The 18629-nt window shown below is 40.4% G+C and carries 16 protein-coding genes; all 16 read left to right on the forward strand.

Translation table 11 applies throughout. The features are described from left to right. Positions 1-274 precede the first annotated feature (274 nt). The 16 genes from J7K93_09495 (at position 275) to J7K93_09570 (ending at position 18534) form a co-directional block, all read left to right on the forward strand. The gene (locus J7K93_09495) at positions 275-1429 is read left to right on the forward strand and encodes a hypothetical protein (protein MCD6117237.1); all 1155 of its coding nucleotides are present in this window, start codon (positions 275-277) and stop codon (positions 1427-1429) included. Next, positions 1430-2890 (forward strand): hypothetical protein, encoded by a 1461-nt coding sequence (locus J7K93_09500; protein MCD6117238.1) that lies wholly within the window; start codon positions 1430-1432, stop codon positions 2888-2890. Beyond that, a complete protein-coding gene (locus tag J7K93_09505) occupies positions 2877-3857 on the forward strand; it encodes a hypothetical protein (GenBank protein MCD6117239.1) in 981 nt (326 codons plus the stop codon). Before J7K93_09500 ends, J7K93_09505 begins: the two co-directional genes overlap by 14 nt. Positions 3858-3869: 12 nt before the next feature. Next, positions 3870-4754 carry a PorV/PorQ family protein gene (locus tag J7K93_09510; GenBank protein MCD6117240.1) on the forward strand — a complete coding sequence of 295 codons (885 nt, stop codon included), beginning with the start codon at positions 3870-3872 and terminating at the stop codon, positions 4752-4754. 17 nt (positions 4755-4771) lie between these two features. Next, a complete protein-coding gene (locus J7K93_09515; protein ID MCD6117241.1) occupies positions 4772-5893 on the forward strand; it encodes an isocitrate/isopropylmalate dehydrogenase family protein in 1122 nt (373 codons plus the stop codon). 150 nt (positions 5894-6043) lie between these two features. After that, the gene (locus tag J7K93_09520; protein ID MCD6117242.1) at positions 6044-6655 is read left to right on the forward strand and encodes a MotA/TolQ/ExbB proton channel family protein; all 612 of its coding nucleotides are present in this window, start codon (positions 6044-6046) and stop codon (positions 6653-6655) included. 20 nt (positions 6656-6675) lie between these two features. Then, on the forward strand, positions 6676-7077 hold the full coding sequence (locus J7K93_09525) for a biopolymer transporter ExbD (GenBank protein MCD6117243.1): 402 nt from the start codon (positions 6676-6678) through the stop codon (positions 7075-7077). Between the two features lie 20 nt (positions 7078-7097). Beyond that, a complete protein-coding gene (locus J7K93_09530; GenBank protein MCD6117244.1) occupies positions 7098-7505 on the forward strand; it encodes a biopolymer transporter ExbD in 408 nt (135 codons plus the stop codon). 13 nt (positions 7506-7518) lie between these two features. Next, positions 7519-8169 carry an energy transducer TonB gene (locus J7K93_09535; GenBank protein MCD6117245.1) on the forward strand — a complete coding sequence of 217 codons (651 nt, stop codon included), beginning with the start codon at positions 7519-7521 and terminating at the stop codon, positions 8167-8169. A 71-nt stretch (positions 8170-8240) separates the two neighbouring features. Continuing rightward, a complete protein-coding gene (gene obgE, locus J7K93_09540; GenBank protein MCD6117246.1) occupies positions 8241-9230 on the forward strand; it encodes a GTPase ObgE in 990 nt (329 codons plus the stop codon). Next, a complete protein-coding gene (gene dprA, locus J7K93_09545) occupies positions 9227-10315 on the forward strand; it encodes a DNA-processing protein DprA (GenBank protein ID MCD6117247.1) in 1089 nt (362 codons plus the stop codon). Before obgE ends, dprA begins: the two co-directional genes overlap by 4 nt. A gap of 3 nt (positions 10316-10318) precedes the next feature. Beyond that, a complete protein-coding gene (locus tag J7K93_09550) occupies positions 10319-11437 on the forward strand; it encodes a DUF362 domain-containing protein (GenBank protein ID MCD6117248.1) in 1119 nt (372 codons plus the stop codon). A gap of 27 nt (positions 11438-11464) precedes the next feature. Further along, positions 11465-13525, forward strand: a complete 2061-nt coding sequence (locus tag J7K93_09555) for a glutamine--tRNA ligase/YqeY domain fusion protein (protein MCD6117249.1) — start codon at positions 11465-11467, stop codon at positions 13523-13525. Between the two features lie 193 nt (positions 13526-13718). Beyond that, a complete protein-coding gene (locus tag J7K93_09560; GenBank protein MCD6117250.1) occupies positions 13719-13913 on the forward strand; it encodes a hypothetical protein in 195 nt (64 codons plus the stop codon). A 94-nt stretch (positions 13914-14007) separates the two neighbouring features. Continuing rightward, complete coding sequence (gene gdhA, locus J7K93_09565; protein ID MCD6117251.1) at positions 14008-15375, forward strand: NADP-specific glutamate dehydrogenase; 1368 nt, start codon at positions 14008-14010, stop codon at positions 15373-15375. Between the two features lie 234 nt (positions 15376-15609). Further along, on the forward strand, positions 15610-18534 hold the full coding sequence (locus tag J7K93_09570) for a histidine kinase (GenBank protein ID MCD6117252.1): 2925 nt from the start codon (positions 15610-15612) through the stop codon (positions 18532-18534). Positions 18535-18629: the final 95 nt, after the last annotated feature.

Here is an 18629-nt window from a genome sequence, read left to right on the forward strand (position 1 = left end):
CTATTTGTATTATCTTTGCTGTCGGATATTGAAAAAAACAGTCGTAAAAATTTATAAATGGAAACATTTTCCCAAGTGAATAGTGCAGATAATGAATTTATCAGAGACTGAGCACTTCCTCCGAATATGTTCGGGGTATACAGTATATCTGTCAGCAAGTCCTGCATTTCCATGATGTCCGAAAGATTTACCTTGACATTTAACCATAGTATTAATATTTTCAATTTCAAATAAAAAAATGCAGTTTTACTTCAGGGAAGATAATTTATTTTTCATGAGAAAAAACACCGTAAAAATTTTACTATCCTTGTCTTTATTAACAGGAACATGCCTGATCCTCTCTTGTGATGTACGTTCTCCTGTGGCAGATAATGATTTTAATCCTGTTATTGAAAAACTGTTTGTACCGGAAAAAAGCTACACAGAATCACAAAATACTCTAATGGTCAGGGCGCAGGTTAATGACCCTCAGGGAATCAATAACATCAAAGATGTTAATTACAATCTGTTCCGGATTAACAGTAATGAAGAAATTGATCGGGGAACTTTAAAAGACGATGGGAAAAATGGCGATGTAATTGCAGGAGACGGCACATATTACTGTTTTCTCGATGCAGGCCTTTTGCGGGGAAATGAGGGTAAATATATCATTTCCGTTGAAGCAATTGATGATGAAAATAATAAAAGCGCTTCTGCGGCAGATACTTTAAATATTCTTTCCGGACAAGAGAACATAAGCCCTGTAATTTTAAAAATATATGTTCCTGCTGCTGTAACCGATTCTCAGGCGGATTCTCTTCTGCTCAGGGCCAAAATTTCCGATAAACAGGGCATTGCTGATGTATGTTCTCTGTTCTGCAAGTTATATTTTCCTCTCGGGAATGAACCTTTAGCCGCATTTCTATTAAACAATGACGGGCTCTCCGGCGACAGCCTGGCATCTGATTCTATTTTTTCCGTAAAAGCTGATATAAAAAAATACGCAGCAGGCCCGGGAATTTACAAAGTACGGTTTCAGGCAAAAGACAGGGGCGGCCTTTTAAGCTGGCCTGCCACAGGCTCTTTTTATCTTCAGATTGAAAATAATCCTCCGGTACTTTCCAATCTTTCAGCACCGGATACAGTATCCAGGTCTAATTCAGGGCCTTTTACATTAAAGATTCAGGTTGAAGATCCCCAGGGATATGGAGATATTAGTAAAGTCTGGTTTACAGTAAATAAGCCGGACGGGTCGTCTACGGGCACTATTTTTAAAATGTCAGATAACGGAGAAGACGGAGACCAGCAAGCGCAGGATGGAATTTTTTCTTTGACTATTTCAATCTCTGCGCAGAATGAAACAGGTGATTACGAATTTATATTTAGAGCGGAAGATAAAAGCGGTTTACAAAGCGAACCTGTTATTCATAAAATTATAGTTGTGGAATAGATGGTAAAAAAAATTATAATTTCATTGGTATTTTTTGTTTCAACATCCCTCAGCAGCCAGAATCTTTTTAAAAGATATTTCTGTCTTGACAAGAATGTACAATCAGGCCCTGCAGGAAATGTTATAAATGAAATTATCATAAATCAGGATTATGTGTGGATCGGTGCGCGGAAGCTCTGCAGGGCAAACAGTACCGGAACCGAATGGAAGGTTTATGGCAGTGATGAAAATATTGGCAGAGGGTCTGTATCTGCAATTGCAGCAAGAGGAGATACATTATGGGCTGCAACTGCATTTGACAGCCTGACTGCAGCGGCCGGATCTTTGGTCGCAGGAGGCGGCCTTTCATGGTCAGTTGATAACGGGAATACATGGAACTGGATTCCGCAGCCTGTTGATTCATCTTATGTTACTGATTATTCCCCTACAACAACAGTGATTAACAACCCGACATATGATATTGCAATAACAGATTCGGCAATATGGATTGCAAGTTTTGCAGGAGGTTTGCGTAAATCAACAGATATGGGCAGGACATGGAAAGTTGTTACAGTTGACGGCAATCCTTTTAGTGCAGTAAAATACCTGAGCCATCGCGTCTTTTCCGTAACATATGACGGGAATTCATTATGGGCCGGTTCTGCAGGAGGAGTGCACAAATCAGAAGACGGCGGGCGTACCTGGACAACCTTTGAGCATCAGAATCAGGCACAGGGTATATCAGGCAATTTTGTTGTAGCAATAGCAAACCAGAAAACTGAATACGGCGAGATTATCTGGGCTGCAACTGTGGAGGCGCTTGGTGTAGATGAGTACAGAGCAGTATCTTTTACAAAAGATGGGGGATTGACCTGGTCAACAGCCTTAAAAGGGGAATTTGCACACAATTTTGCTTTTTGGGGAAATGATGTTTATGTTGTTACTGATAACGGCATATTTAAAAGCTCTGATTTCGGAGAGACCTGGGCTTTATTCCCTTCTATTAAAGATGCAGATTCAGGAGAAGAACTGTACACTACAGAGTTTTATTCAATTGCAGTGAACAATGAAGATATATGGGCCGGATCAAATGACGGTGCAGGATTCTCTTCAGACAACGGATTAACCTGGAAGATTTTCAGGGCATTTAAGAGTACAGCCCTGCCTGATGAACCTTCTACCTATGCTTATCCCAATCCATTTTCTCCCATGCGCCATAATCTTCAAAATGGGGACGGGCATGTAAGGTTTCAGTACCACCTTGATAATCCCGCTTATGTAACTGTAAAAGTGTATGATTTTGGAATGAACCTTGTCAGTATAGTAAGTAATAACCGTTACAGAATGTCTCCGGGCGATTTCTCGGAAGTCTGGAACGGCAGAAACAGCCTTGGCGATGTTGTTGCAAACGGAGTATATTTTTATTCCATTGAAGTTCAAGGGAGTAATACAATGTGGGGAAAAGTTATTGTTGCTGATTAGTCTTAAAAAATATTTCAGCAGGTTTACATTCAGTTTTCTGCTGCTTGTTCTGCTGTTTAACAATCTCTATTCAGGTGAAACAGGCAGGGGCGGATATGCAGGCAGTTTTCTCAGAATGGGATTGGGCGCAGGAGCACTTGCATCCGGAGGAGGTTCGGCGGTCTATTACGGTGATGCTGCGGCTGCGTACTACAATCCTGCAGGTATTGTTTTTCTTGAACATGCAGTGGCTACAACATCTGTCTCTTCTATGTCTCTTGGCAGAAGCATGAGTTTTATCGGGTATGCCAAACCCTTAAAACCAGCAGGCAGGCAAAATGCCGGATTTAGTGTTGGCTGGATAAGAGCAGGAGTATCTGATATAGACGGAAGAGACAGCAACGGAAATCATACAGATATGTATTCGTCGTCTGAAAATTGTTTTTACCTCTCCTTTGCACATGCAGTAGGATCATTCATGGCAGTAGGAATTAGTACAAAAATACTCTATTACCGTTTCCCGGGTATTGCAGACGGAGGAAGTCTGTCTGCAAAAGGTGTGGGGTTTGATTTTGGAGTTATGGTTATGCCCCTGCACAATGTTTCAGCAGGAATTGTTATCAAAGACCTGCATTCTCGCTATACCTGGAATACACAATCCCTATGGGAAAAAGGAACTCAGAAGAGTGATCAATTTCCCGTTGTGTTCAGCGGAGGAGCTTCTGTACGTCTCTATTCAGGCAGAGGCAGGCTGTCTGTAAATTATGAGAAGATCAATTTTATACCGGGAACAATCAGTGCCGGTGCGGAACTCAAACCTGCAGACAGAATAGCTGTACGGTGCGGAATTTTCAGAGGAGATGTAACTTTCGGCGCAGGGTTTTTTATGAAAATAAAAGGGCACACAGCTGTTTTTGATTATGCTTATGTTGCTGATCCTGCAGGGCCCGGAAATGTTAATGTGTTAACAGGTTCATTTATTTTTTAAAATGGAATTTATATGAAAAAAATAATGATTGTCATTCTGATGACAACTGTTTTATCCGGCAGTGTCAGAGCTGCGGGATTTGCTTCTCTCGGAATGGGAGGAGGGGCAAGAATTCCGGCTATGGGTTATGCTTCTGCTGCAATTGCAAGAGGCGGAATTGCCGGATTCAGGAATCCGGCGGCACTTGCTTTTGAGAATGGGTCATCCCTTGTTCTGTCCACTTATAAATGGATTGATAATCTGTCAGGTGCTTTTGCAGGTTGGGGCAGGGGAAACGGGCAAAGCGGGTTTGGAGTTTTTGCTCTTTTTACAAGTATTGATAATATAGAATACAGAACAGGCCCCAGCCCTGAGCCTGTTTCAACTTTTTCTTTTTATGAAGCTGTCTGTGGCGTGTCATACTCAAGGCTTGTTGCAGAAGGCCTGAGCATTGGCATAAGTTTAAAAGGATACTATGAAAAGATATTTATCCATGAGGCGTCCGGTTTTGGTTTTGATTTGGGCCTTATGTGGCAAATGAAAAAATTCCCCCTTATATTGGGGTGTGCAGTACAAAACATAGGCAGGGCTTCAACATTGAACCACGAAGAGATAGATTTGCCTCTTCTCGGAAAAATCGGAGCTGCTGTGCCTGTGCCTGTAATGCATAACAAGCTGATTTTAGCTGCTGATGTTGTTGAAGAGAAGGAACTGCCGTTAAGTTTACATTCAGGCGCTGAATTTATTTTGAACAATACCTTTTCTTTGCGATGCGGGTATCAGACAGGCAGGGACATTTCAGGATTTACAGCAGGAGCAGGAATCAGATGGAAAAGCTATTCTTTTAACTATTCGTACGTGCCTTTTTCCAACCAATGGCATGATATGCATAGATTGTCCGTAGAAGTATTATGGTAGAAGAAAGGGGTTTATTTATGGCAAAGTATCGTATAGCATTGCTTCCCGGTGACGGTGTAGGAAATGATGTTATGGATGCTGCACGTGTCGTACTTGACAAACTTGAGCTTGATGCAGAGTATATTCAAGGCGATATCGGGTGGGAATTCTGGAAAAAAGAGGGTGACCCTCTTCCTCAGCGAACGATTGATCTCCTAAAAAATACAGATTGCTGCCTTTTCGGAGCGATTACATCAAAGCCAAAGGAAGAGGCTGTTAAGGAGCTTGCACCTGAACTGAGGGAAAAGGGCCTTAACTATTTCAGCCCTATTGTAAGATTAAGGCAGGAGTTTAACCTCCGTACTAATCTGAGGCCTTGTAAAGCTTATGCAGGCAATCCTCTTAATTATCGCGATAATATTGACCTGGTTATTTTCAGAGAAAATACCGAAGGCCTATATTCAGGAGTAGAGTTTCATCCGGTTCCGGAAAAATTAAAGTCAACTCTTGAAGAGCTGCACCCAAAAGCAAAGAAGTTTCAGAATGTGCCTGCGGAAGATATCGCAATATCATTAAGAATTTTTACCAGGCAAGGGTGCCGGAATATCATAAGAGGCGCTTTTGAGTATGCCAAAGAGCATGGATACAAAACAGTTACTGTTGTTGAGAAACCGAATGTCATCAGAGAAACATCAGGCCTTATGGTAAGGGAAGCGAGGAAAATTGCAAAAGAGTATCCCGGTATTGATCTGTGGGAGACTAATATTGATGCAATGTGCATGTGGCTTGTAAAAAATCCGGAAAATTACGGTGTTCTTGTATCAAGCAATATGTTCGGTGATATTGTTTCGGACTTAAGTGCACAGCTTGTCGGAGGCCTTGGGTTTGCATGCAGCGGGAATATCGGAGATGATTATGCTGTTTTTGAACCGACTCACGGTTCTGCACCAAAGTATGCAGGCCAGTACAAGGTTAATCCTACTGCAATGCTTCTATCTGTAAAGCTTATGCTTAACTGGCTTGGCGAAAAGGATAAAGCGGAAAAGTTAGAGAAAGCCATTGCAGATGTGATAAGCGAAGGAAAGGTTAGGACATACGATATGGGCGGTACAAACACAACCCTTGAAGTAGCGGAGGCAGTTGCACAAGGGATGAAATGATATTATAAAGTACATATGGTGTTGTTGGTAAAAAAAGTATTGACTTTTTCTAAATATTTGGTTATAATGATAAGAATGAATAAGGATTTATCACTGTTTATTAGTGAAAGATATCCATTCCACAATCGCAATTTAGGAGGGTAATAGGAAATGGTAGAGCTTTTTGTAAGAGGCGGGCTCTTTATGTGGCCCATACTTTTCTGTTTGGTATTTGGTATTGCTATCAGCATTGAACGCTTTATTTCATTGACTCGTGCGGGTGTTAATACGAGAAATTTTTTGTCTGATATTATGGCTTCTTTGAGCAAGGGTGATACGAATAAAGCCCTTGAAACTTGTCAGAATACTCAGGGACCAGTTGCATCTATTTTCCATGCAGGATTGAGCAGAGTAGGAAGAGGACTTAGTCATGTTGAAAAAGCTATTGCAAATGCCGGAACTATTGAGATGGCTTTTCTTGAGAAGGGTATGATCTGGCTTTCAACATTCATTACTGTTGCACCTATGCTTGGGTTTACCGGAACAGTTGCAGGTATGATCGGTGCATTTGATGATATCAAGAATGCAAATGACATTTCACCTTCAATTGTTGCAGATGGTATTTCTGTTGCTCTTTTGACCACACTTTTCGGTCTTGTAACAGCCATCATTCTTCAGGTTTTCTATAACTATTTTATTTCAAGAATTGATGCTCTTGTTATTGATATGGAAGAATCATCAATCGAATTAGTTGATCACCTCTCTGAAACAGGGACTAAATAGGCGGAGAAGGAGGTAGGATTATGCTGCTCGACAAGAAAAGAGCGCGGGAAGCTGTCATCCCGACTAGTTCGATGGCAGACATAGCATTTCTTCTTCTATGCTTCTTTCTGGTGACCACAAGTTTGGACCTTGATAAGGGGCTTCAACTTGGGCTTCCTCCTATGGGCGAGGCCAAGCCAATTCCAAAGAAGAATATTGCGAGTATCCTCATTAATGCTGCAGGTGAAGTTGCCATTGATGAGAAAGAGACTCCGATTCCGGGTATCAGGGACATTATCAAGCGAAGGCTCGCAGAAAATGATAAATTGATTGTCTCAATCAAGACTGCCAGACAGACTCCTTATAAGGTGTATATCAAGGTTGTTGACCAGGTGAAAATGGCAGAGGCGACAAAAATATCAATTGCAGAGCCTGAACAATAATTGGTGGGAGATAGCGTAATATGGAATTCAAAAAGAAAACAAACGTTAAGACTGAGATCCCCACTGCTTCAATGCCTGATATTGTATTCATGCTGTTACTGTTTTTTATGGTGACGACAGTTTTTCGTCAATTTTCAGGTCTTCCTGTTGACCTGCCAAAAGCAAAAAGAATTGAGAAGCTTGAGGCAAAGAAAAACGTATCAAATATTTATGCCAATGTGCAGGGAGATATTTCAGTTGATGACAAGCTTGTTCAGATAAAAGATATTGCAAATATTATGTATGCAAAACGTACGGCTAACCCCAAGCTCATTGTTTCATTAAAGTTTGACCAGAACGTGAAAATGGGTCTCGTCACAGATATCCAGCAACAATTGAGGGAAGCAGATGCCCTCAGAGTCAATTACTGTGCGAAATATGGTGAATGAGGGGGTGAAAAGTATGAGTACAATTAAAAAGAATCCTGAGCATGATTTAAAGGCTCAGTACAAAAGGGTAATTGAATTCGGGCTTGTTCTTTCTCTTGCTTTGCATATAATTTTGCTGCAGGGCTATAAAAAGGTTAAAGCCAGTAGTGTAAAAAGAGAAGTAAAGCTCGAGACCATACAGGTGGAAGATATTCCGCAGACACAGCAGGAAAAGAGTGCTCCGGCTCCTGCCAGGCCTACAGTACCAATTGCATCGGAAGATGAAGATCTTCCTGATGATGCAACAATTGATGATACTGACTGGCAGATTGATGACGAAACACCACCACCGCCGCCGCCGCCTGAAAGTGATGATGACGTTCCTTTCTTTGTAGCTGTTGATGAGCAGCCTTCTCCAATAGGAGGATATAGCGCAATTCAGAAGAGGCTTGTTTATCCTGAGATAGCAAAAAAGGCTGGAATTGAGGGACAAGTTGTTATCTATGCTCTTGTGGATGAAAAAGGCAATGTTGTAAGAACCAAGGTTGTTAAAACTCTTGGGCCTAATGGCTGTGATGAAGCGGCTATCAGTGCAATAAGAGCTGTGAAGTGGAAACCTGCAATGCAGAGAGACATGCCTGTAAAGGTTTGGGTTTCAGTACCGGTGAATTTTACTCTCAGATAATTGCTGAGAAGAACTGTTTTTTTTAAAGGCGGTGATATTATCACTGCCTTTTTTATATTTTTGCAGGGATTATGGATTTTATTGATGAAATTATTTTAAAAGTCCGCGGAGGCAGAGGCGGTGACGGCTGTGTAAGTTTCAGAAGGGAGAAGTATGTTGCCAAAGGAGGCCCTGACGGAGGAGACGGCGGCCACGGCGGTAATGTTGTATTAAAGGTTGACAGAAACATATCCACGCTGTTTGATCTTAAACACAGGAAGTTATACAAAGCGGGTAACGGTGTTCAAGGCAGGGGACAAAAGATGCATGGAAAGAGGGGAAAGGAAGTTGTTATTCCTGTCCCTCCGGGTACTATTGTATTTGACCATGAATCAAATGATTTTATAGCGGATTTAAAAGAACCTAAGGCTGAGTTTATTATTGCGCAGGGCGGGAGAGGGGGTTGGGGAAACAGCCACTTTGCAACTCCTTCAAGACAGACACCTGATTTTGCTAAACAAGGTAACCCCGGTGAAGAAAAAGTTATCCGTATGGAACTTAAACTTCTTGCGGATGCAGGACTTGTGGGCCTGCCTAATGTTGGGAAATCAACTTTTTTGTCAAAAGTGTCTGCTGCAAGGCCGAAAATTGCAAATTATCCTTTTACAACATTGGTTCCTAACCTCGGTATTGTAAAATATTATGATTATAAATCGTTTGTAATAGCAGATATTCCTGGCCTGATAAGAGGTGCTCATGAAGGTAAGGGACTTGGTGTAAGATTTTTAAGACACATTGAGAGAACAAGAATCCTTATTGTAATGATTAGCGCTGACAGTGATGATCCTGAAAAAGAGTATGAAATACTGGTAAATGAATTAAATGAATTCGGACACGGACTTGGTGACAAACCGAGGATACCTGTAATAACAAAGATGGATCTTTTTAATACTGAAAATTTTAATGAGCTCCCTGATACTCTTGACGGAAAGAGGCCGCTTTTAATTTCATCAGCAACAGGCGAGGGTGTGTCAGATTTGATAAGAAAAATAGGAGAAGAGGTTTTTAAAGAGCGCTCATGACTGATATTATAGACATATTATCGCTATATTCGATTCCAGGGCTTGGGAGTGTATCAATTAAAAAAATATTCGAAAAGTTTAATAAGAGTGATGACCTGTTCCTTTCAAAAAAAGATGAACTTCTGCACCTTATCGGCGGGCAGGATATAAGTTTCTCGAAGGAGGATTTGAACAAGAGTGTAGAATATGCAAAAAGGCAGTTGGATATAGCTGAGAAGAATGGAGTTTCTGTAATCTCATTTATGGATAAGGGATATCCAAAACTTTTAAAGGAAATTTATGATGCCCCTGCACTCCTTTTTTTTAAAGGTGATCTTTCTTTTTGTGACGAAAGAACAATTGCAATTGTAGGTAACAGACTGGCTTCCGATTACGGAATAAAGACTGCAGATTACTTTTCAAAAGTCCTTGTTGAGAATAGTGTGACTGTTGTAAGCGGTATGGCGAGGGGAATTGACTCTGCCGCTCATAAAGGCGTACTTGATGCAGGAGGGCATACTATTGCAGTGATTGGCTGCGGGCTTGATATTACATATCCGCCTGAGAACGGAAAATTGAAAAAGGAAATCGAAGAGAAGGGCTTAATAGTTTCCGAATATCCAATGGGTACAGAGCCGCTTGCCCACAATTTTCCGAGAAGAAACAGAATAATAAGCGGGCTTTCCTATGGTACTGTTGTTGTGGAAGGAGGGTTGAAAAGCGGAGCGCTTATAACGGCACAGATGTGCCTTGACCAGGGCAGGGAGGTTTTTGCAGTACCCGGCTCAATTTATAATAAAAGATCGCAGGGCAGCCACCATTTGATCCGTCAGGGAGCTGTTCTAGTGGAGAATGTACACCAGATATTAGAAGAAATACCGGGATGGGATGAGACAAAGGTAGTGTATAATGAAGAAGAAAGACGTGAGATGCTGACAGGAGAAGAAAAAATTGTATGGGATTCTATGAGTTATGAGCCAGTTCATATTGATACACTTGTTTCCTCTGCCGGTAAAAGCACTTCATATCTTCTTGCACTTCTCCTTTCCATGGAATTAAAAGGATTGGTTAAACAACTTTCGGGAATGATGTTTATTAAGGTATAAGATATGACTGATGTAGCAATTATAAAATGCTCCTCATACGAGGAATCTCTGGTTTTCAAAAAAGTACATGAAGCTTTGGAACTTGCAGGCGGTATTAATAAATATGTTAAAAAGGGTGACAAGGTACTTTTAAAGCCGAATATGCTTTCTGCAAAGGAACCGGAAAGAGGAATTACAACTCATCCCAAATTTGTGGAAGCTGTTGTGCGCGAAGTTCAGTCAGCAGGGGCTGAAGCATGGATAGGTGACAGTCCTGCAGGTGCAATAAAGGGAGTTAAAAGGTACTGGCAGAATACAGGCTTTCTTGATGTTGCAGAAAAAACAGGGGCTGTTTTAATAAATTTTGAAGCAGGCGGGACTATTGAGAAAGAGGCTGAAGGTATTAAATTCCATCTTGCAAAGTCAGTTGTAGAAGCAGATGTTATAATTAATTTACCCAAATTTAAAACCCACGGTCTTACTCTTTACACCGGAGCAGTTAAGAATCTTTTCGGGACTCTGCCAGGATTCCAGAAGACAAACATGCACCGTGAATTTCCTCATCCCGGTTCATTCAGCAGAATGCTTGCACTGTTGTATGGTATTGTAAATGCGGATATTCACATTATGGACGGTGTCCTCGGTATGGAGGGCAACGGGCCGTCAACAGGAGATGCAAGAAAAGCAGGGCTCATTTTTGCCAGCAGTGATGGTGTGGCTCTTGATACAATTGCAAGCAGAGTTATGGGTTTTAAACCCGGTGAAGTGGAGATGCTTAATTTTGCGGGAGATATGGGATTTGGAGAGAACAGAATAGAAAAAATATCCGTACTCGGCCAATCAATCCAAAGTGCTGCTTTTGATGACTATTCTCTGCCTTCCAACAGGCTGATACGAATGATCCCTGAGTTTATGATGAAATTTGCAGGGAAATTTGTATGGATAAGGCCTGCTGCAGATCATGAAAAATGTGTCGGATGCAGCGAGTGTGAAAGAAACTGTCCTGTTGATGCAATAAAAATGGTTGATGGTTATCCTGAATTTGATTATGATATTTGTATAAGATGTTTGTGCTGCAATGAATCATGCCCTGAAGGGGCAATTTATCAGCAGATGAGCACTCTTGCAAAACTTTTAAGATAGTTTTATTTCCAGGAGGAAGATGTTATCATGAATGAGAACGGTGAGAAAAAGAATTCCAATTTTATCCGTGTAATTATTGATGAAGATTTGAGAACCGGCAAATTTGACGGACGCGTACATACACGTTTCCCGCCTGAACCGAACGGATATCTGCATATCGGGCATGCAAAATCCATATGCCTGAATTTTGGAATAGCCCGTGATTATAATGGTTTATGCAATTTAAGGTTTGATGATACAAATCCTGCAAAAGAAGAGGATGAGTATGTTGAATCCATAAAAGAAGATGTGAAATGGCTCGGCTTTGACTGGGATGACAGGCTCTATTTTGCATCTGCTTATTTTGATAAAATGTATGAATATGCAGAAGATCTGATAAAAAAAGGAAAGGCATATGTGTGTGATCTTTCCTCAGACGAAATTCGGAAATACAGAGGTACTTTAACAGAACCAGGGAAAAACAGCCCGTACAGAGATCGTTCGATTGAGGAAAACCTTGAACTTTTTCATAAAATGCGTGATGGTGAATTTAAAGACGGCCAGTGTGTTTTACGGGCAAAAATAGATATGGCCTCTCCAAATCTTAATATGAGAGATCCTATCATATACCGTATTCTTCATGCAGACCATCACAAAACAGGAGATAAGTGGTGCATATATCCTATGTATGATTTTGCTCACGGCCTTGAAGATTCAATAGAAAATATAACCCATTCCCTGTGCACGCTTGAGTTTGAAGACCACAGGCCCCTTTACGATTGGTTTCTTGAGGAACTTCAGGTTTATCGCCCCCAGCAGATTGAGTTTGCGCCACTGAATTTGAGTTATACTGTAATGAGCAAGCGTAAACTTCTGCAATTGGTAAAAGAGGGAATAGTTTCCGGCTGGGATGATCCGAGAATGCCAACTATTTCCGGCCTGAGGCGCAGAGGCTATACACCCGGTTCCATACGTGAATTTTGCGACAGGATCGGTGTAGCGAAACGGGAAAGCGTTGTTGATGTTGCGCTTCTTGAACACTGTATAAGGGAAGACCTGAACAAAAGTGCTCCAAGATTTATGGCGGTGCTTGATCCTGTAAAAGTTGTAATTGAGAATTATCCCGAAGATAAAATTGAAATGCTCCGTGCAATAAATAATCCCGAAGATCCCGATAGCGGATCAAGAGAGATTCCATTTTCAAAAGAAATCTACATAGAGAGAGATGATTTCAGAGAGGATCCTCCTAAAAAATACCACAGGCTGTCACAGGGAAGAGAAGTAAGATTGAGATATGGTTATTATATAACCTGTAAGGATTTTATCAAAGATGAAAAAAGCGGAGAGATTCTTGAAATAAGGTGTACTTTTGATCCTGCTACCCGGGGAGGTGATTCGCCTGACGGCAGAAAAGTAAAAGGCACCATACACTGGGTCTCTGCAAAACATGCAATTGATGCTGAAGTACGGCTATATGACAGGCTGTTTTCAATTCCGAATCCTCTGGGAGATAAGGATGTTGATTTTAAGGAGTATTTAAATGCTGATTCTCTTGTTGTCCTGAAAGGATGTAAATTAGAGCCTGGCCTTGCAACTGCAAATAAAGGGCAAAGAATGCAGTTTGAGAGAAAAGGATATTTCTGTGTTGACCCTGATTCGTCAAATTCAAGATTGGTTTTTAACAGGACTGTTCCTCTGCGGGACTCATGGGCAAAAATTGAAAAAGCACAAAAGATAGACAGAAAAAAATCCGGAGAGGCCCCGAAGAAAGGCAGTGGAGAGTTTATCTCCTTTAAAGATTTTTCCAAAGTGGATTTAAGAGTTGGAATAGTAAGGGATGCATCCCTGGTTCCGGGAGCTGATAAACTAATAAAACTTATGATTGATCTTGGTGAAGGAAAAGACAGGCAGGTTTTTTCCGGTATTAAAAAGGCATATCCTGAACCGGAAAAGCTTATTGGCAAGCGTGTTGTAGTAGTTGCCAATCTTGCACCAAGAAAAATGTCATTTGGAGTGTCTGAAGCAATGGTCTTAAGCGGCGGGGAAGAAGACAGCCTTTCAATTGTTACATTTGAAGGCAGCCCTGAGCCTGGGAGCATAGTATCATAGAGTGAAGTTGGCAAGAGTGCAATCTGTAGATATTATTCTGATGCTGCAGGATATTATTGCTTTTACGCCTAAATATGCTTGTATAAAGGAATAATAATTAATTATTAACCGGAAGAATAGGTTATGAAAAAAGAATAAAAGCAAGTACAAGCTGTTTCTTGTGTTGCCGGGGATAGATGCCGGAGTGTCTGCTTTGCTTGCTAAATTTTCAAATGGATGGAAAATAAAGAAAAATAGTGGCAAAAAATATTATTTTAAGAAAATTCCTTATCAGGGAATTGTGGGCTTAATAGAGACTGAAAAAGGTTTTATTGGTGCTGCAGGCATGAAAAAGGAAAAAGAGATAATTAAAGCATTAAAAAAATTAATAATAAGTGAAAAAAAATAAACAAATAAGAGAATTTACTTGATTTTTTAATTTACTGTGATAAATTGAGTCTGTCGAAACCGTTCTGCTAATTTTATAAATGTAGGAGGTATGTGTGTCTGATTATGTAAAAGAGGTGATGGCTCAGGTAAAAGCCAAAAACCCTGCAGAGCCTGAGTTTCATCAGGCAGTGGAAGAAGTTTTTGAATCTCTCGAATTGGTACTTGACAAGCATCCTGAGTATCGTAAAGCCAAGATACTTGAACGCATTGTAGAACCTGAGAGAGTTATAATGTTTCGTGTACCATGGTTGGATGATAACGGAGATGTCCAGGTTAATCGTGGTTTCAGAATTCAGATGAACAGTGCTATCGGCCCTTATAAAGGCGGCCTTCGCCTTCATCCTTCTGTAAATCTCGGTATTCTCAAGTTTTTAGCATTTGAACAAGTATTTAAAAACAGCCTTACAACGCTTCCAATGGGAGGAGGCAAGGGCGGATCAGATTTTGATCCCAAAGGCAAGAGCGACAATGAAGTAATGCGTTTCTGCCAGAGTTTTATGACAGAACTGCAGAGATACATCGGCCAGTTTACAGATGTCCCTGCCGGTGATATCGGAACCGGCGGCCGTGAGATCGGTTATATGTTCGGTCAGTACAAAAGGCTGAGACATGAGTTTACAGGTGTATTGACAGGAAAAGGCCTTGGCTGGGGCGGCTCTCTGATTCGTCCTGAGGCAACTGGTTACGGTTCGGTTTATTTCGCTTCTGAAATGCTTAAGACAAGAGGCGAAAGCCTTAATGGTAAAATTTGTCTTGTTTCTGGAAGCGGAAATGTTGCACAGTACACTGTTGAGAAGATCAATCAGCTCGGCGGTAAAGTTGTAACTCTTTCCGATTCAAGCGGTTATATTTATGATGAAGCTGGTATTGACGCTGAGAAATTAGCATTTATAATGGAACTTAAGAATGTACGTCGTGGAAGAATCAAAGAGTATGCTGATAAATTCGGAGCACAGTACACTCCGGCAGATCCCAATCGCGATCATAATCCTCTCTGGGACCATAAAGCCGATTGTGCATTCCCGAGTGCAACTCAGAATGAGATTAACGGCAAAGATGCTCAGAACCTGGTTAACAATGGTGTTATACTTGTTTCCGAAGGTGCAAACATGCCGACAAATCTTGACGGTGTAAAAATCTTCTTACAGGAAAAAATCCTATACGGCCCAGGAAAAGCTGCTAATGCAGGCGGTGTAGCTGTTTCCGGCCTTGAGATGTCTCAGAACTCTCTGAGACTTTCCTGGACAAGAGAAGAAGTTGATGAGAAGTTGAAAGGTATTATGGCATCCATTCATCAACAGTGTGTTGATGCTGCAAAAGCATACGATACAAATAAAGATTTTGTAAATTATGTTAATGGTGCAAATATTGCCGGTTTTATCAAAGTTGCAAATGCAATGCTTGATCAGGGTGTTGCATAAGCTGGTAATTTTTAAATCAGTTCTTAAACGGGATACAGTTTTTGATGTGTCCCGTTTTTTATTTACGCTATTTTAAAAACTTGCTAATAGAATGACAAATCATTATTTTAGACTTGTGAATTAAATATATTCTTAATAAAGGGCTTATGAATGGATGTGATTTACAAATCAAAAACAGAGAGAGACTGGATTGAAAAAGGCTATAAATCCCGTTTTGATGATTTTCAGAATCTGATGAGGTTCAGAATAAGGGATATTTTGATAGTGTCCAGTCTTTACGATTTTTATGTTTTTGAAGAAGAGGGAAGGCTCTATGAATTATTGAGAAGCGAATATCAGGGCCTTAATTTAAGCCATACACCTGAGCTTACAAGAGTATCAAATGCAGTTGATGCCATAGAACATCTGCGTCATGAGCACAGATATGATTTTGTTATTGTAACATTACATATAGAAGATTTAAGCCCTGTAGAATTTGCAAAGCTTGTTAAAAAAGAGAATATTGATATTCCGATAGTGCTTCTGGCATCGGAAAACAGGGAACTATCTGATATTATTAATAGAAAAGAAGATAAATTATTTGATGAAGTATTTGTCTGGCTTGGGAATTACCGGCTTCTACTGGCAATAATAAAAAGCATAGAAGATAAATATAATGTAAAGCATGATACCCGTATTATGGGAGTACAATCCATAATTTTTATTGAAGACAATATACGCTACTATTCTGCATTTCTGCCGTCTATTTATCTTGAGGTGATGAAACAGTCCCAGAGGCTAATCAAAGAGGGATTAAACCTTTCTCATAAAAACCTTCGCCAGAGGGCAAGGCCTAAAATTCTTCTATGTACAAATTACGAGGATGCCGATTCCTATTATCAAATGTATAAGGAAACCGTACTCGGTGTTATTTCAGATATTGATTTTCCTATGGATGGAGCCCGCAATCCTGAAGCAGGCCTGTTATTTGCAGGCAAAGTAAAGAGTGAGACGCCTGATATTCCGATTTTGCTGCATTCGTCAAGAGGGAAGAATTCATCGAAAGCAAGGGAGTGCGGCTGTGATTTCCTTTTAAAAGATTCGCCTTCTCTGTTAAAAGATCTGGGAAAATTTATGGAAGAGAAACTGGGCTTTGGAGATTTCAATTTTCAAATGCCTGACGGCACAGTAATCGGAAGAGCTCATGATATCATATCCCTTGAAAAAGAATTAAAGAATATTCCTTCTGAGAGTTTTGCTTTTCATGCAGAAAGGAATCATTTCTCAAACTGGCTGAAGGCGAGAACTGAATTCTGGCTGGCACATAAACTCAGGCCGAGAAGAATAGCAGAATTTCCGTCAATTGATGCAACGAGAAAACACCTTATACGTACATTGCGGGAGTACAGAAGACTTCGGCGCAGGGGGATTATTACTGAATTTAATCCTGAGAATTTTGATACTGAAACCAGCATTTCCCGAATAGGTGGAGGCTCTCTCGGCGGTAAAGCAAGGGGGCTGAGTTTTATTAACAGATTGATGAATAATTATAATATTATAAGAAAATTTAAAGATGTAAAAATATTCATCCCTCCGGCAGTTGTACTTACAACAGATGTATTTGATGAATTTATAGAAAAAAATAATTTGAAGAATTTTGCATTAAAGACAAAAAATGATCAGAAAATATTAAACAAATTTCTGCAGGTCGAATATTTTCCTGAAGATGTTCTTCAATCATTAAAATCATTTTTAAAACTTATTAAAAAACCTCTTGCTGTAAGATCTTCAAGTCTGCTTGAAGATTCTCATAATTATCCTTTTGCAGGTGTATATGAGACATATATGCTTCCGAATTCCAATATGGATCTGCGAGTACGTCTAAAAGAACTGGTAAATACCGTAAAGCGGGTTTATGCCTCAACATTTTTCCGCGGGCCCAGAGATTATTTAAAAGCTACTTCTTTCCGTCTTGAAGAAGAAAAAATGGCAATTGTGATACAGGTTTTGAGCGGCAGAGAGTACGGTGATAGATTCTATCCCACATTTTCGGGAACAGCGCAATCATATAATTTTTATGCTATGGATCCTCAAAAATCTGAAGACGGCACTGTATCTGTTTCTCTCGGACTTGGTAAGATGGTTGTGGAAGGAGGAAGAACCGTAAGATTCAGCCCAAAGCATCCGAAACATATCCTGCAGTTCTCCACTATTGACCTGGCCCTGAAAAACAATCAGAATGAATTTTTTGCCCTTGATTTGAGTCAAAGTGTCAGAGAATTTAAAGGCGAGGAAGATGAATTTATTAAAAGCTATTCCATAAAGGATGCAGAAAAAGACGGGGTGCTGCAGTTCATAGCTTCGACCTATTCTGCGGAAAACGATAGATTGTACGATGGGCTTCGTCCGGGCGGCTACCCTGTACTCACATTTTCACCTGTATTAAAAAGCGGTATATTTCCCCTCCCCGAGATAATAGAAATGTTTCTCGATCTTGGTACGTGGAGCATGGCTACTCCTGTTGAAATTGAGTTTGCTGTAAATATTCCCCTAAATCCCAAAGAGAAGAAGGAATTCAGTATCCTTCAGATAAGGCCAATGGCCTTAAACCGGGAAGATGAATTGCTGGATGTGGACAATGTGGAAAGTTCAAAGCTGATAAGCAGGTCTAATAAAGTGTTCGGAAACGGGATTGTAGAAGATGTATTTGACATTGTTGTTGTAGACAGGGATCTGTTTGACAGGTCAAAAAGCAGGGAAGTAGCTTTAGAAGTGAGTAAATTCAACAGTATGCTTATTAAAAAAGGAAGGCCGTATCTGCTTATCGGCGTAGGAAGGTGGGGCAGTATGGACCCATGGCTTGGTATACCTGTTAAATGGGACCAGATATCAGGTGCAAGGGCAATTGTTGAGTCCAGTTTTAAAGATTTTTCAGTAAGCCCCTCGCAAGGGTCACATTTTTTTGAGAATCTAATTTCATTTGCAGTCAGCTATTTTACAATACAGGATAATGATCCGGAAAGTTTTCTTGACTGGGATTGGATAAAATCAAACAAGTCCGGCAGCGGGATGAAATATACAAAGCTTATTACTTTTAAAAAACCAATAATATTAAAAATGAACGGACATGAGAAGAGAGGCATAATTTACAAGCCGGGTTTTTATAAGAAGGAAGATTAGAACCGTATGTTCCCCGCTTGTTCCCAAACTCCTGTTTGGGAACAAAAGTTGTCACTTATTTGTCTTTACCGTCCCGATGAAATCGGGAGGTAATA

The sequence above is a fragment of the bacterium genome (assembly GCA_021158245.1).
Lineage (GTDB): Bacteria > Zhuqueibacterota > QNDG01 > QNDG01 > QNDG01 > QNDG01.